At 70.4% G+C, this 14,454-nt stretch carries 16 protein-coding genes; 6 read left to right on the top strand and 10 right to left on the bottom strand.

Going from position 1 to position 14,454, the window contains the following annotated elements:
- Positions 1 to 13 precede the first annotated feature (13 nt).
- Both A4U64_RS16610 and A4U64_RS16605 read left to right on the top strand, forming a co-directional pair.
- Positions 14 to 217: a hypothetical protein gene (locus tag A4U64_RS16610; protein ID WP_006948033.1), complete on the top strand. Its 204-nt coding sequence runs from the start codon at positions 14 to 16 to the stop codon at positions 215 to 217.
- Complete coding sequence (locus tag A4U64_RS16605; RefSeq protein WP_065922842.1) at positions 214 to 579, top strand: type II toxin-antitoxin system death-on-curing family toxin; 366 nt, start codon at positions 214 to 216, stop codon at positions 577 to 579. Before A4U64_RS16610 ends, A4U64_RS16605 begins: the two co-directional genes overlap by 4 nt.
- Here the strand turns inward: A4U64_RS16605 and A4U64_RS16600 are convergent.
- The 3 genes from A4U64_RS16600 to A4U64_RS16590 all read right to left on the bottom strand — a co-directional run bounded on the left by A4U64_RS16600 (position 524) and on the right by A4U64_RS16590 (position 4,323).
- A complete protein-coding gene (locus tag A4U64_RS16600; protein ID WP_065922841.1) occupies positions 524 to 1,741 on the bottom strand; it encodes a flavin-containing monooxygenase in 1,218 nt (405 codons plus the stop codon). The genes A4U64_RS16605 and A4U64_RS16600 overlap by 56 nt on opposite strands.
- A 115-nt stretch (positions 1,742 to 1,856) precedes the next feature.
- Entirely contained in the window at positions 1,857 to 3,485 is a 1,629-nt protein-coding gene (locus tag A4U64_RS16595; protein ID WP_006948036.1) for a LuxR family transcriptional regulator, read from the bottom strand.
- An 88-nt stretch (positions 3,486 to 3,573) separates the two neighbouring features.
- Positions 3,574 to 4,323, bottom strand: coding sequence for an ABC transporter permease (locus A4U64_RS16590; protein ID WP_043799209.1), 750 nt, complete (start codon positions 4,321 to 4,323; stop codon positions 3,574 to 3,576).
- A gap of 102 nt (positions 4,324 to 4,425) precedes the next feature.
- Here A4U64_RS16590 and A4U64_RS16585 point away from each other — a divergent pair, with 102 nt between their 5' ends.
- A complete protein-coding gene (locus A4U64_RS16585; RefSeq protein WP_029542283.1) occupies positions 4,426 to 5,028 on the top strand; it encodes a ClpP family protease in 603 nt (200 codons plus the stop codon).
- A gap of 2 nt (positions 5,029 to 5,030) precedes the next feature.
- A complete protein-coding gene (locus A4U64_RS16580; protein WP_029542284.1) occupies positions 5,031 to 5,624 on the top strand; it encodes an ATP-dependent Clp protease proteolytic subunit in 594 nt (197 codons plus the stop codon).
- Between the two features lie 103 nt (positions 5,625 to 5,727).
- Here the strand turns inward: A4U64_RS16580 and A4U64_RS16575 are convergent, their stop codons facing one another.
- Together A4U64_RS16575 and A4U64_RS16570 are read right to left on the bottom strand one after the other, a co-directional pair.
- Positions 5,728 to 6,543, bottom strand: coding sequence for a mycofactocin-coupled SDR family oxidoreductase (locus tag A4U64_RS16575; RefSeq protein WP_006948042.1), 816 nt, complete (start codon positions 6,541 to 6,543; stop codon positions 5,728 to 5,730).
- Positions 6,544 to 6,644: 101 nt separating this feature from the next.
- Positions 6,645 to 7,013, bottom strand: coding sequence for a helix-turn-helix domain-containing protein (locus A4U64_RS16570; RefSeq protein ID WP_050034842.1), 369 nt, complete (start codon positions 7,011 to 7,013; stop codon positions 6,645 to 6,647).
- Positions 7,014 to 7,188: 175 nt separating this feature from the next.
- Between A4U64_RS16570 and A4U64_RS16565 the strand changes: the two genes are divergently transcribed.
- Together A4U64_RS16565 and A4U64_RS16560 are read left to right on the top strand one after the other, a co-directional pair.
- Positions 7,189 to 7,848 (top strand): TetR/AcrR family transcriptional regulator, encoded by a 660-nt coding sequence (locus A4U64_RS16565; RefSeq protein WP_006948046.1) that lies wholly within the window; start codon positions 7,189 to 7,191, stop codon positions 7,846 to 7,848.
- The gene (locus tag A4U64_RS16560) at positions 7,845 to 8,504 is read left to right on the top strand and encodes an enoyl-CoA hydratase-related protein (RefSeq protein ID WP_006948048.1); all 660 of its coding nucleotides are present in this window, start codon (positions 7,845 to 7,847) and stop codon (positions 8,502 to 8,504) included. The genes A4U64_RS16565 and A4U64_RS16560 overlap by 4 nt, the downstream gene beginning before the upstream one ends.
- A gap of 43 nt (positions 8,505 to 8,547) precedes the next feature.
- Here the strand turns inward: A4U64_RS16560 and A4U64_RS16555 are convergent, their stop codons facing one another.
- From A4U64_RS16555 to A4U64_RS16535, 5 genes are all read right to left on the bottom strand, one after another.
- A complete protein-coding gene (locus A4U64_RS16555) occupies positions 8,548 to 10,071 on the bottom strand; it encodes an ATP-dependent DNA ligase (protein WP_065922840.1) in 1,524 nt (507 codons plus the stop codon).
- A gap of 99 nt (positions 10,072 to 10,170) precedes the next feature.
- The gene (locus tag A4U64_RS16550; RefSeq protein ID WP_006933842.1) at positions 10,171 to 11,253 is read right to left on the bottom strand and encodes an ABC transporter ATP-binding protein; all 1,083 of its coding nucleotides are present in this window, start codon (positions 11,251 to 11,253) and stop codon (positions 10,171 to 10,173) included.
- Between the two features lie 29 nt (positions 11,254 to 11,282).
- Positions 11,283 to 12,164, bottom strand: coding sequence for a carbohydrate ABC transporter permease (locus tag A4U64_RS16545; protein WP_006933843.1), 882 nt, complete (start codon positions 12,162 to 12,164; stop codon positions 11,283 to 11,285).
- The gene (locus tag A4U64_RS16540; RefSeq protein WP_006933844.1) at positions 12,164 to 13,129 is read right to left on the bottom strand and encodes a carbohydrate ABC transporter permease; all 966 of its coding nucleotides are present in this window, start codon (positions 13,127 to 13,129) and stop codon (positions 12,164 to 12,166) included. Before A4U64_RS16540 ends, A4U64_RS16545 begins: the two co-directional genes overlap by 1 nt.
- Complete coding sequence (locus tag A4U64_RS16535; protein WP_006933846.1) at positions 13,126 to 14,454, bottom strand: ABC transporter substrate-binding protein; 1,329 nt, start codon at positions 14,452 to 14,454, stop codon at positions 13,126 to 13,128. Before A4U64_RS16535 ends, A4U64_RS16540 begins: the two co-directional genes overlap by 4 nt.

The following is a 14,454-nucleotide window of genomic DNA, read 5'->3' as shown; positions in this document are numbered from 1 at the left end:
TAGCATCGGACTCATGGCCATGACACTCCGGTTGACCGAAGAGCAGGAGCGAGCACTTGCGCTGTTGGCGGAGGCCGACGGTGTGAGTAAGCACGAGGCGACGGTGCGTGCCATCACGGAGGCGGCGGCGCGGCGCGTGCGGGACACGCGGGTGCAGGCGTTGTCCCGTGACGGCCGGGAGCGATACGCTGCGCTGCTCGACCGATTGGCTCAGTGAACGTCGAGTACCTGGAACTCGAGGATCTGCTCGCGCTTGCGGAGGATCTGGGAGTGCCGCACATTCGCGATCTCGGTCTCCTGGATTCGGCTGCGCACCGACCTCGCTCCTCGCTTTTCGGGCGTGATGCCTATCCGTCGATCCACGAGAAGGCCGCGGTGCTGCTCGAATCGATCGCGCGGAACCATCCTCTGGTCGACGGCAACACGCGGCTCTCGTGGATGGCGGTGTTCGTCTTCTACGGCCTCAACGGGCTCGATCTCGACGCGCCGGATGACGACGCGTACGACCTGGTGATCGCCGTCTCTACCGGGACGATCGACTACCGGGCAGCAGCCGAGACACTCGCCGGCTGGACGTAGCGTAGGTCCCCGACGAGCCGTATGAACGGCCGTGCGCCGGAGCGCCGAGTCGGGTCGGAACCCCAGCGGCGACGGGCGCGCGGTGCTCGACCAGGTGCCGGACGACGTGCCCGGCGTCCGCGCCGGCCCCGCCCACGAGCATCGAGCGGAACGACGACTGGAAGCACAGCCCGGTGAAGTACAGGCCGGGGATGTCGGTCACCACCCCGTGGTCCTCGAGCGGCCAGCCGTCCGGGCCGAGCACCGGCAGGTCGATCCAGTCGTAGACCTGGCGGAAACCGGTGCACCACAACACGTTCGTCACGTCGAGGACGCGCCCGCCGGCGAGGACCGGACGGCCGTCGACGACCCCGGTGACCCGTTCGGTGATCCGTTCGACGCCGAGCTCGGCGAGATCCTCCCGCTTGACCCGCAACAGCGGTGCGCCGTGCCGGCGTTCGTGTTCACGCACCTTCCGGCCGAGCGGGGTGCGTACGGAGAGCACGTGGCCCCACACGAACCACAGGACGGGGAAGAGCACCCGCATCCGGCGGCTCTCGATCCGCACCGGGAGCTGCCCGGTGTCGCGGCCGCACAGGATCGTCGGATGGGACGTCGCCACCTCGTAGGCGAGGTCGCCGCCGGAGTGGGAGGCGCCCACCACGAGCACCGGCCCGTCGTTCAGCTGTGTCGGATTGCGGTACTCGCTCGAGTGCAGCTGCACGATCCGCGGGTCCAGCTCCGCTGCGAATTCCGGGATGCTCGGGGTGCGGCCGAACGTGCCGGTCGCGACGACGACGTTGCCGGCCTCGATCCGCATCTCGCCGCAGTCGAGGAGGAAGCGGTCGCCGTCGCGTGAGAGCCGACGCACCCGGGTGCCGCCCGCGACGGGGAGATCGAACCGCGCGGCGTATGCCTCGAGATAGTTTGCGACGTCGTCCTTCGTCGGGAACCGGTGCGGATCGCCGGGGAACGGCATGCCGGGCAGGCCGTCGTATCCGGCGGGGCTGTACAGGCGCAGCGAATCCCAGTGGCTGCGCCAGTTGTCGCCGATCCGCCGGTTCGCGTCGACGATCAGGAAAGAGCGGCCGCGCCGGGCGAGGTGGTAGCCGGCGGACAGACCCGCCTGGCCCGCGCCGATCACGACGGTGTCGATCAGTCGGGGTGCACTGTCGGTGGTCATGGGGAACTCCTGGCTCGAGGGGTCTGGACGGACGACGTTAGGCGCCGCCGGCATCGGCCGCGTCGGGCGAACTATGTAGCCGGCCCGAGAACCCGGATGGGTAATTCTGTGCAGCTCAGAGCAGGTGGTGCTCGTACGCGTATGCCGTCGCGGCCGCCCGGGACGACACGTCGAGCTTGGTGAAGATGTTGCTCAGGTGCCGCGCCACGGTCTTCTCGCTCAACACGAGTTCACGGGCCACGGCCCGGTTGGTCTTCCCGGTGGCGACGGCCCGCAGCACTTCGACCTCGCGCGGGGTCAGCCGGCCCCGCGCGGCCGGCCGCGTCGGCACTCGCGCGAGGTCCCGCAGGTCCGGCTCGGCGTGCAGGTCCCGGAACGTCGCCGCCGCGGCCTCGTACTCGAGCCGCGCCGACTCGGCATCGCCGAGCGCATCACAGCAGCGGCCCTGCAGCACCCGCACCCGCGCGCACTCGTAGGGCGCCTCGAACCCGCGCCAGAGCCCGCACGAGCGGCGCAGCCGGTCGAGGGCGGCGCGCGGTGCGCCCTCGGCGAGCAGGACGGCCCCGGTGACCTGCTCGGCGATCGCGCTCAACGCCGGAGCGTCCTGTTCGCGGGCCAGCGCCGCGAGTTCGTCGGCGCTGCGGCGCGCGGCCGCGACGTCGCCGACGGCGAGCGCGACCTCCACGTGGCCCGCCAGCAGCCGCGGACGATAGAGGGGAAGCGATTCGCCGAGCGCCCGCCGGATCCCGGCGAGCGCCGCGTCGGGGTCGCCCTGACGCAGACGCAACAGCGCCATGCCCGGTTGGATCTCGCGGCCCAGCCGGCCCGCGCGGCGGTAGGCGTCCTCGGCCTCGTCGAACTCGCCGCGCAGCCGGTGCAGTTCACCCTGTTCGTACAGGGCCATGCCGACGGCCGGTTGCCCCGGTGGGTCCGACAGCCGACGGAAGGCGAGCCGGGCCAGGTCCATGGCCTCCGTCCAGGCGCCCTCCAGTTGTAGGATCTCCGCGCGGTGTACGAGGCACTGTCCACGGAACGGGACGAGGCCGGGCTGGGCGTCGCACCAGCGGCCGAGTGCCCGCGTCCATTCCCTGGCCCGCTGCAGCTGGAACGTGTCCTGGCAGGCCTCGATCACCGCGCAGTACACCAGGCCGGCCACGACCGGCGAGACCTCTTCGAGGGTCACGCCGACCATCACCTCGTCCAGCGTGCCGAGACCGCCGGTGACGTCGCCGAGCAGGATGCGGCACTGCCCGATGCCGAGGGTGCTCAGCGCGACGAGGTCGGCGTCGCCGCAGGACCGGCCGATTTCCTGGGCGGCGGTGAACGCGGGCAGGGCGTCGGCCGGGCGGTTCGCATGCATGTCCTGCACCGCCGCCGGCAGCAGCAGGAAGCCGCGCGTCGCGCAGTCCGGGCGTCCGGGCTCGCTCAGGTGCTGGGCCCGGGCGAGCCAGCCGCCGGCGCGCGCCACCTCACCACGGTTCATCAGCAGGAAGCAGAGCCAGAAGGCACTGCGTCCGGCCCGCTCGGGGTCGTCGGCGTCGAGATGGGCCGAGAACGCACGTTCGTACAGCGTCGCGCAGTCGTCGTCCCGGCCGACCAGATACGCCGACCGTGCGAACAGGTCGAGGTCGTCGGCGGTGAGGGGCTCGTGCGCGTCGGCGGCGCGGAACGCGTCGAACGCCCGCGTCCAGTCCCGCGCGTGGAACGCTGCCCGCGCGTGGTCGAGCACCGTCGACGGGCCCATCCTCGCTCCCTGCGGCGACCGAACGTGCACCGAGTGGTTGCCTGCGATCCTACGCCCCCCGGCCTCCCGGTCCGGGGCGCAGCGGAGATCAGTCCGGCAGGCCGGGCCGGGTACGGACCGGTGCCAGACCGGAGACGAGGACGACGGCGGTGATCGTTCCGGCGGCCATGATCGCGGCGAGCACCACGATCTGGAAGCGTCCGGCCTCGAGCGGGGACACACCCCCGAAGATCGCGCCGACGAAGGCGCCCGGCAGCGTCACCAGCCCGGTGGTCTTGGTCTGGTCGGTCGACGGGATCAGCGCCGAGTGGACGGCCAGGCGCGTGAGCTCGCGGGTGGACTGCCGCGGCGTCGCACCGAGCGCGAGCCAGCCCTCGACGGTGTCCCAGTTGTCCCCGGTCAGTTCCGTGAAGCGCCGCCCGGCGAGGGTCGCGATCGTCATGGCGTTGCCGACGACGATGCCGCCGATGGCCAGGACGTACCGCGGGGAGAACTCGATGGCGCCGGTGACGAAGACGATCGTGAGCGTCACGGCGATCCCGAGCGCCATCGCACCGGATACGAGGGCCACGTGTCCCGGGCTCCAGCCGATCCGGCGCGATGCGGTGAGAGCCGCCACGGTGAACATGACGAGCAGGGCGGCGCCCACCCAGATCGGATTCGTGATCACCCCGGACAGCACCACGCTGATCAGGGCCAGTTGCACGGCGCCCCGCAGCACCGCGATCGCCGGCGCGAACTGATGCGGGGCGCGGTAGCCCCACAGCACCGCGGTCGTCGTCCCGACGAGCAGTGCCACCCCGACGGCGGTGGGCACCAACTCCAGGGACCAGGTCACCTCCGGAGCGTATCCGCCGGTCGCGCCCCTGCAACATCACCTGTGTCTGCCGTCGGCAGACGAAGCGCCCCGGCGCGCGGAGCCGGCGCCAGGATGACGGTCATGATCACCACACCACCGCTGAACTACCGCGACCAACTCGCCGACCGGCTCTTCCAGCACCGCACGGTGCTGCTGACCGGGGAGGTGAACGACGACACGGCCGAACGGGTCTGCTCCGAACTCGTCCTGCTCGCCACGGCCGACACCGAACGCGACGTGGTCGTCTACATCAACTCGCCGGGCGGATCGGTCCTCGCCGGGCTCGCGATCTACGACACCATGAAGCTGATTCCGAACGACGTGGTCACCGTGGCTCTCGGGTTCGCCGCGAGCATGGGGCAGGTGCTGCTCGCCGCCGGCACGCACGGCAAGCGGATCGCCTTGGCGCACAGTCGCATCATGATGCATCAGCCGTCGGCGGGGATCGGCGGCACCGCGATCGACATCGCCATCCAGGCCGACAACTGGGAATACATGAAGCGCCAGTCCGAGGAGATCCTGGCGGCCGAGACCGGGCGCCCGGTGGAGCAGATCGCCGCCGACAGCGACCGGGACCGGTGGTTCACGCCCGAGCAGGCCCGCGAGTACGGCATCGTCGACGCAGTGGTCGACTCGTTCGGTCAGCTCGCCCCGTTCGCGGCCGGTCGCCGGATGGGGTTGTGATCATGTCCCAGTACACGATTCCGCACGTGATCGAACGGACGCCGGCGGGGGAGCGGTCCTTCGACGTGTTCAGCAGGCTGCTGAACGAGCGAATCATCTTTCTGGGCACGGAGATCGACGACGGCGTCGCGAACGTCGTGATGGCCCAGCTGCTGCACCTCGAAGCCGAGTCGCCCGATCGGGAGATCGGCCTCTACATCAATTCGCCCGGTGGGTCGAGCACCGCGATGATGGCCGTGTACGACACGATGCGGTTCCTGCGGCCGCCCGTCGCCACGTACTGCATGGGTCAGGCCGCGTCCGCGGCGGCGGTGCTGCTCGCGGCCGGAGCACCGGGCCGGCGCTTCGTGCTCGCCCACTCGCGGGTGCTGCTGCACCAGCCGTCGACGCAGGGGCAGGGCACGATCTCGGACCTGTCGCTCCAGGCCGCAGAGGTGTTGCGGATCCGCGCGCAGACCGAGGAGATCCTTGCCGAGCACACCGGTCAGGACCCGGCGCGCCTGCGCAAGGACACCGATCGGGACCGCGTCTTCACCGCGCAGGAGGCCATCGACTACGGGCTCGCCGACGAGCTGATCGTCGACCGCGAGCCGTAGTGGCCGGGCCGCAGGGTGCACTCCCCCCTTCGGGTGGCCGAATGTGACATGCGTTCGCTCGGATCGAAGCGGTGTGACATTCGGCCACGTTGGGTGGGGGCGCTCAGCGGATCAGGTTCCCCAGGTCGACCGGGATCTGCGCGCCGGTGATGTACTTCGCCTCGTCCGAGCACACCCACGCGACGACGGCCGCGACGTCCTCGGGCTGCAGGATCTCGTACGGCAGGGAGTTCATGTAGATCGGGCCGAGAGTGGTCGCGTACTTCGCGATCAGCGGGTGCAGGTCGCTGACCTTCATACCGGTCTCCACCCCGGCCGGGTGGACGGTGTTGACCCGGATCCGATGCTCGCCGAGTTCGTTCGCCATCGTCTTCGCCAGTCCGGTGATGCCGTGCTTCGTCGCGACGTAGTGGCCGGTGAACGGGGTGCCCTTGAGACCCGAGACGGAACTGGTGAAGACGACTGCGCCGCCCTCGCCCTGCTCGATCAGGTAGGGCACGGCGGCCTTCGCGGTGTGGAACACTCCGGTGAGGTTGACGTCCACCGTTTCGCGCCACTGCTCGAGGGTGATCTCCCACGACAGCGCGCCCGAGCAGATGCCGGCGTTGGCGACGACCACGTCGAGCCGGCCGAGCCGGTCCACGCCGTCGGCGAGTGCCCGCGAGAGCGCGTCGAAGTCCCTCACGTCCGCGGTCGTGGCGACGATGCGACGCCCGGTCGTCTCGACCAGCCGCACGGTCTCCGCGAGATCCTCCTCCGTGGCGCCCGGGTAGGCGGTCGAGGCGAAATCGATGCACGCGTCGATCGCGATGATGTCGGCGCCCTCCCGGGCGAACTGCACCGCCTCGGCGCGGCCCTGGCCGCGGGCTGCGCCGGTGACGAAGGCGACCTTGTTCTCGAAACGGCCGGCGGCATCCATGCTCGTCTCCTCGGCAGTGGGGGGATCGTCGGGTCGGACGCGGATTCTCCAGCCCCGAAGCGACGGGCGATACCACGGGTTCCGCTCAGCGGGACCGGGGCTCAGGCGGCGCACAGCTCCACGCGCGGGTCGCGCACCCGCTCGACCTGCGCGTTCACTCGCGCGGCGGTCAACCGCCGGATCCCGCGCGAGAGCAGGTGCTCGACGGGCAGGTGCAGCGCGCCGCACACCGAGCGCAGCACCTCCGACGACGGCTCCTTGCGGCCGCGCTCGATCTCGGACAGGTACTGCTTGGACATGCCGACCGCGGCCGCGACGTCGGCGAGGCTGCGGTCCTGATCCCGGCGTTCGTCGCGCAGGATCTCCCCGTAGACCTCGCGCAGCAGGCGCTCGGGCCGCGGCCGCTTGGCACGGTGCTGTCGGCGCCGGGCGTCGAGATCCGCGACGGCGGGCCGGTCCGCTGCTGACATGCCCCGAAGTCTCGCACGATGCCGGCGCCGGGGCCGGGGTATTCACCGACAGCGAAACGGGGGCCTCCGTCCGCGACGCGACGCGGCACGGCCGGCCGCGGTTCGGCAGCGCAGCCGATCGCCACCCCGCGGTTACCGCCTAGTAATAGAGCGCATGTTCTGTTATGGTCCCGCTGTGCCCCGCCCCCGCATCCATGACCTCGACGAGGTTCTCGACACCACCGAAAGTCTGGTGGTGGAGGGTGGCGCGAGTGCGGTGACGCTGCGTGCGGTCGCCGCGGCCACGGGGATGTCGAACGGCGCTCTGTATCACGCGTTCGGCTCACGAGGCGGGCTGGTCGGCCGGGCCTGGTTGCGCGCGGCCCACCGCTTCCTCGACCTGCAACACGCGGCGGTCGACGAGGTTCTCGGCTCCGCCTCGGCGCCGGGCTGGGCCGTCGGGGTCGACGCCGTCGTCGCAGCTGCCGATACCCCGGCGGCGTTCGCCGCCCGCTTCCCCGAGTCCTCGCGTCTTCTGCTCACCGTCCGGCGCGACGAGTTGCTCGGGTCCGACCTGCCGGAGGATGTCGCCGCAGAGTTGAGCCGGCTCGATTCGGTTCTGGTCGCGCTGCTCGTTCGCCTGACTCGGACGTTGTGGGGCCGCGGCGACGCGCGTGCGGTCGCGGTCGTCGAGGACTGCGTCGTCGGTCTGCCCACAGGGCTGTTGCTCCGGCGTCGGCGTGTCCCCGACACCGCCTTGCGGCAACGCCTCGAGGCCGCGGTCCGTGCGGTTCTCGCCCTCGATCCTCCGCCGGCGCCGCCCCGGCGCGGCGGCCACACGAAAGGTTCTCGATGACTGCCACTCTGACCTACCGGGACAAGATCGCCGTCCTCGACCTCGGCGACGACGAGAACCGGTTCTCCCCGGACTGGCTCGACACCGTCGACCGCCTCCTCGACGAAGCGCAGCAGAACGCGCACGCGCTCGTCACCACGGCGACGGGGAAGTTCTACTCCAACGGCCTGGACCTGGAATGGTTGACGGCGCACGGTGATCGGGCGCAGTGGTACGTCGGCCGGGTGCAGGCGCTGTTCAGCCGCATCCTCACCTTCCCGTTGCCGACAGTCGCCGCGGTGGTCGGGCACGCGTTCGGGGCGGGCGCCATGCTCGGCATCGCGCACGACTACCGGGTGATGCGCGCCGACCGGGGCTACTACTGCTTCCCCGAGGTCGACATCCACATCCCGTTCACGCCGGGCATGGCCGCCCTGATCCAGGCCAAGCTGACCCCGCAGACTGCAGTCACCGCGATGACCACCGGGCACCGTTACGGCGGCCTCGAGGCCGAGGCTGCCGGCCTGGTCGACCGCACAGCCGGCGAGGGTACCGTCCTGGATGCCGCCGTCGAGCTCGTCACCCCGCTCGTGGGGAAAGACCCCGGCACCCTCGGTGTCATCAAGTCCACCATGTTCGCCACCGTGGTCGAGTCGCTCGCCCAGGGGCGGGCATGACCGGCCACGAGCGACATCCGGTATCGGGCGGAAGTGCGGGGCGCTAACCGGAATCCGTCGCCGGCAGCAGCGCCCGCACCGCGTCGATCGTGTCCGCCTCGGCAGCCGTCTTGTCGGGGCGGTAGCGCACCACCCGCGCGAATCGCAGCGCCACCCCGCCGGGGTAGCGCGGGCTGACCTGCACGCCGTCGAGTTCGATCTCCACGACCAGCTCCGGTCGCAGGTACACCGCGTGTGCGTCGCGGCTGCGTTCGTGACGCGGGAATTCCTCGGTCTGCCATTGCAGCAGCGCGTCGGTCAGCCCCTTGAACGTTTTGCCGACCATGATCGGTTCACCGCCGTCCGGGTCCCGCGCGCCCAGATGGAGATTGGACAGGTACCCGGTGCGGCGGCCGTAGCCCCACTCGGCGCCGAGCACCACCAGGTCGAGGGTGTGCTCCGGCTTGACCTTCTGCCAGGCGCGGCCACGCCGGCCCGCCGCGTAGGGTGCGGTGAGGTCCTTGACGACGACGCCCTCGTGGCCGGCGGCGAGCGCGGCCTCGAACTGGGCCTTGGCTGCGGCGTCGTCCGGCTGCAGCACGCCCGGGATCCGGTGCTCGGGGGCGACCCGCTGCAGGGCGTCGAGACGCTCGGCGAGCGGTGCGTCGAGCAGGTCGACGCCGTCGAGGTGCAGGCAGTCGAAGAAGTACGGGTGCAGCAACAGATCGTGGGCGGACTCGGCGCCGAAGCGGCTCATGGTCTCCTGGAACGGCCGGGGCCGGCCCTCGGGGTCGAGCGCCAGGGTCTCGCCGTCGAGCACCACCGACGTGCACGGCAGCGCGGCGACCAGATCGACGAGTTCCGGTACGCTGCCGGTGATCTCGCGCAAGGTGCGGGTGAACACCCGCACCGTCTCGTCGTGGCGGTGCACCTGGATGCGGGCGCCGTCGAGCTTGTATTCGACGCTGACGTCGCCGCCGAACCGGCTGTAGGCGTCGGCGAGGGACGGCGCGGGAGAGGCGAGCATCGGCCTGATCGGCCGGCCCACCTCGAGACGGAACGCGGTGAGCGCGTCGGCGCCGCCGGTGAGCGCGGCGGCCGCCGTCACGGACAGTTGCCCGGAGAGCATGAACGCCCGGCGCACCGTCTCGGCGGGCAGACCGGCCGTGGCGGCCACCGCGTCGGTCATCACGCCCTCGAGCGCGCCCTGCCGCAGATCCCCGGTGAGCAGCCGCACCAGGAACTCCTGTTCGGCGGTGGTGGCCGCGCCGAGCAGCGTGGCGAGCAGTTCGCGGCGCCGCCCCGTCGATCCGGTCCCGGCCAGACCGGCGAGCTCGGTGAAGGCCCGGTCGACGTCGGAGACGGTCAGCGACGGCGCGTCGGCCGGGTCGACGCGGGCCCCGGCGAGGGTGCGCCAGCCCACGCCGATGCGGCCCTGGCGGGGCTCGCCCGCCAGCCACGACACCGCGGGCTCGACCTCCACGGGGTCGAGGATGGCGAGGAGGCTGCGCAGTTCTTCCACCTTGGTCCGTCGCGACCGGGTGGTGCCGACGGCCCGTGAGGTGGCGACGATCGTCGAGAAGAGCACGTCCCGACCGTACCGACCCCCGCCGGTTCCGGCGCAGGTTCACCGCCGGTTCCGGCGCAGGTTCACCGCCGGTTCCGGCGCAGGTTCACCGCCGGCCGGTCAGTCGCCGACGCGTTCGCCCGTCTCCGGATGGAACAGGTGCACCGAGCCCTCCCGCTTGCGCAGCCGGATCGTGTCCGCGAGCCGGGCCGGGGTGCGGGTGAGCGACCGCGCGACGAGGGTGGTGTCGCTGCGCGCGACGCGGGTGTACACGTACGACTCGCTGCCGAGTTCCTCGACGAGGTCGACGATGGCCTCGACGCCGTCGCCGTCCGTGATCTCCAGCTGTTCGGGCCGGATCCCGACGGTGACGGTCTCGAGGCCGGCGCGGTGCAGCGAGGCGATGCGGTCCCGTTCGACGTCGACGACGGTGCTGCCGATCTGCACGCCGCCGTCGACGATCCGCGCGTCGAGCAGGTTCATCGCGGGCGAGCCGATGAACCCGGCGACGAACGCGTTGGCGGGCCGGTCGTACAGCTCGGTGGGGGAGGAGAACTGCTGCAGCGTGCCGCCGCGCAGCACCGCCACCCGGTCGCCCATGGTCATCGCCTCGACCTGGTCGTGCGTGACGTACACCGTGGTGGTGCCGAGACGCCTTTGCAGCGCGGCGATCTGGGTGCGGGTCTGCACCCGCAGCTTGGCATCGAGGTTGGACAGCGGTTCGTCCATGCAGAACACCTGCGGTTCGCGGACGATCGCCCGGCCCATCGCGACGCGCTGCCGCTGGCCGCCGGAGAGCTTGGCGGGCTTGCGGTCCAGGTAGTCGGTGAGGTCGAGCAGCTTCGCCGCCTGCTCGACCTTGCGCCGCCGTTCGTCGGCGCTCACGCCGCGCATCTTCAGTGCGAAGCCCATGTTCTCGGCGACGGTCTTGTTCGGGTACAGGGCGTAGTTCTGGAAGACCATCGCGATGTCACGGTCCTTCGACGGCACGCCGACCATGTCGCGGCCGCCGATGCTGATCGAGCCCTCGTCGATGTCCTCGAGTCCGGCGAGCATCCGCAGCGCGGTGCTCTTGCCGGAGCCGGACGGTCCGACCAGGACGACGAACTCCCCGTCCTGGATGTCCAGGTTCAGCGAGTCGACGGCGAGGGTGTCGGAGTTCTCGTAGATGCACGACGCGTTGCGGTAGGTGATCTCGGCCATGACGATTCCTTCGAAAGTGATCGGGAGAGTTACTTGATTGCGCCGAACGACAGGCCGCGCACGAGCTTGTTCTGGGCGACCCAGCCGGCGAGGACGACGGGCAGCGCCGCCATCGTCGCGGCCGCGGACAGGCGAGCCCAGTACAGGCCCTCGCCGGTGATGAAGCCGACGAGGAACACGGGAATCGTCTGCGCCTGCACCGCCGTGAGGTTGACGGCGAAGAAGAATTCGTTCCAGGAGAAGATGACGCAGATCAGGGCGGTGGCGGCGATGCCGGGCGAGACGAGCGGCAGGATCACCTCCCGCACCGACGTCCACAGGCCGGCGCCGTCCATGCTCGCCGCCTCGAGCAGCTCGCCCGGCACCTCGAGGAAGAACGAGCGCATCATCCACACCGCGATCGGCAGGTTCATCGCGGTGTAGAGGATGATCAGGGCCCAAATATTGTCGAGCAGACCGATGTTCGCGACGATCACGTACAGCGGGATGATCGCGGCGACGATCGGCAGCATCTTCGTGCTGATGAAGAAGAACAGGGCGTCCTTGGTCTTGCGCACCGGCCGCAGCGACAGGGCGAACGCGGCGGGCACGCCGAGCAGCAGGACGAGGATCGTCGACACGCCGGTGGCGAACGCCGAGTTGAGCAGGCTGACACCGACGCCGGTGTCGAACACCGCGCGGAACTGGTCGAGGGTGGGTGTGAAGAAGAACTTCGGTGGATCGGAGTAGGCGTCGGCCTCCTGCTTGAAGGCGGTGAGCACCATCCAGAACACCGGGAAGAAGAACCCCAGGGCGGCGATCCAGGCGACGACGCCCCATGGATTTGCCTTGCGGTGCTTACGTTTCCGTGGGCGCGCCGGGACGGTCTCCGGTGCGGGGAGCTGCTGTGTGGTGGGGGCGGTGGTGCTCATCAGGCGGCCTCCTCCTTGCCCGTGAACGATGTGAAGATCAGCCGCAGCGCGACGGTGGCCACGACGATGGTGGCGACGACGACCACCACGCCCATGGCGGCGGCCTGGCCGATGTCGAAGCCGAGGAACGCCCGCTGATAGATGTAGAACGGCAGGTTGGAGCTGGCGGTGCCCGGTCCGCCCTGGGTCATCATGTAGATGGCGTCGAACGTGTTGACCAGGTGGATCGCGCCGAGCACGGCGCCGAGTTCGATGAACCGCCGCAGGTGCGGCAGCGTCAGCTCGCGGAACAGGGCGAAGGCGCCGGCCCCGTCGACCCGGCCGGCCTCGAGGGTGTCACGCGGCATGGACTGCAGCCCGGCCAGGATGAGCAGCATCATGAACGGGGTCCACTGCCACACCAGGTTGGCCATCACCGCGGCGAGCGGGTAGCGGCTGACCCAGTCGATCTGCCCGACGCCGAACGGGGAGAGCACGAAGTTGACGATGCCGAACACGGGATCGAACATCGCGGTCTTCCACATCAGCGCTCCCGCGACGGGGGTGACCAGGAACGGCGTGATGAGCAGGGTGCGGACGATGCCGCGGCCGAGGAAGACCCGGTCGAGCAGCAGCGCGAGCAGCAGGCCCAGCACGACGGAGATCAGCACGGTGCCGACGATGAGGATCACGGTGTTGACGGCGACCTCGCGGAACTGGCTGTCGCGGAAGACGTCCGCGTAGTTCTGCAGGCCCACGAAGCTGCGCGAGCCCGGGCGCACCAGGTTCCACGACTGCGTGGAGTAGTAGAGGGTGAACACGAACGGGATCTGCGTGACCACGATCATGAAGATCAGGGCCGGCAGCAGGGGCCCCCGGCGGCGCCAGCCTTCCGCGCGGGAGACCGCGTCGCTCTTGGCTTCCCGCACCCGGCGGATGCGTTCCGAGTCGTCGGCGGTGGGTGCGCCGACTGCCACGGTTGTCATTGTTGATCCTCCCGATAGGTGGCACCGACGACGTCGGCGTATTCCTGGGCCTGTTCCAGCGCTTCGGTGACGGTCTTCTGGCCGGCGATCGCGGCGCTGATCTGCTGGCTCACGCGGGTTCCGAGGTCCTGGAACTCGGGGATGGCCAGGAACTGGACGCCGGTGTAGGGCACCGGCTCGACCGTCGGGGCGTCCGGGGTCGCGTTCTCGATGGACCGGAGGGTGAGCGGCCCGTAAGCGGCTGCGGCCTCACGGTATTCGGGGATCTCGTAGGTGGACAGCCGGCTGCCGGGCGGCACCCGCTCCCAGCCGAGGGTCTCGCCGACGGTGCGCAGGTACTCCTTGCTCGTCATCCACGAGACGAACCGCCACGCCGAGTCCGCGTTGTCGCTGTCGACGGGGATGCCGAGCGACCAGCTGTAGAGCCAGCCCGCGTCGTCCTTGACCCGGATCGGTGCCGGCGCGTACCCGATCTTTCCGACCACGTTGCTCGACGCGGGGTCCTCGAGGGTGGAGACCGCCGACGTGGAGTCGTACCACATCGCGACGCGGCCCTGGGCGAGCTGCGTGGCGCATTCGCTGAAACCGCTGGTGGCGGCGCCCGGCTGGCCGTGCTCGCGCACCAGGTCGACGTAGAACTGCACGGCCTCGACGACCTCGGGACTGGTGAGCTGCGCGTTCCAGTTCTCGTCGTACCACCGGCCGCCGAAGGTGTTGATCACCGTGTTCAGCGGGGCGAGCACCTCACCCCAGCCGGGCTTGCCGCGCAGGCAGATCCCGGCGGTGTCGGGGCTGTCGAGGCGGGCGGCGGCAGCGGCGACCTCGTCCCATGTGGGGGTGGGGGACAGGGCGATGCCGGCCTGCTCGAACAGGTCCTTGCGGTACATCAGGAACGAGGACTCGCCGTAGAACGGCACCGAGTACATGTCGCCGTCGTAGGACAGCGATTCGCGCAGGGAGGGAATGAAGTCGTCCTCGTCGTAGCCCTCCGTCTGCCGGGCGTAGTCGGAGAGGTTGGTCAGCCAACCGTTCTCCGCCCACTGCGGGGTCTCGTAGTTGCTGATCATCACCACGTCAAACTCGCCGCCGCCCATCGCGGTGGAGGCCGTGATCTTCGCGCGGGCCTGGTTCTCCGAGAGCGTGACGAACCGCAGGTCGATGTCCGGGTTCTCGGCCTCGAACTGCGCGGCGAGTTGCTGGGCGTCCTGCATCTGGGAATTCGACACCATCGCGATGGTGACGGTCTGGTCGGAGGCGCCGAGCGAGCCGGCGCCGGCGCAGCCGGTGAGCGTGAGGCTGAGCGCCCCCGCTCCGGCCACCAGCAT

Source organism: Rhodococcus sp. WB1, from assembly GCF_001700945.1.
GTDB classification, from domain to species: Bacteria; Actinomycetota; Actinomycetes; order Mycobacteriales; family Mycobacteriaceae; genus Rhodococcus; species Rhodococcus aetherivorans.
This window is presented reverse-complemented; position numbering and strand designations above follow the sequence as displayed.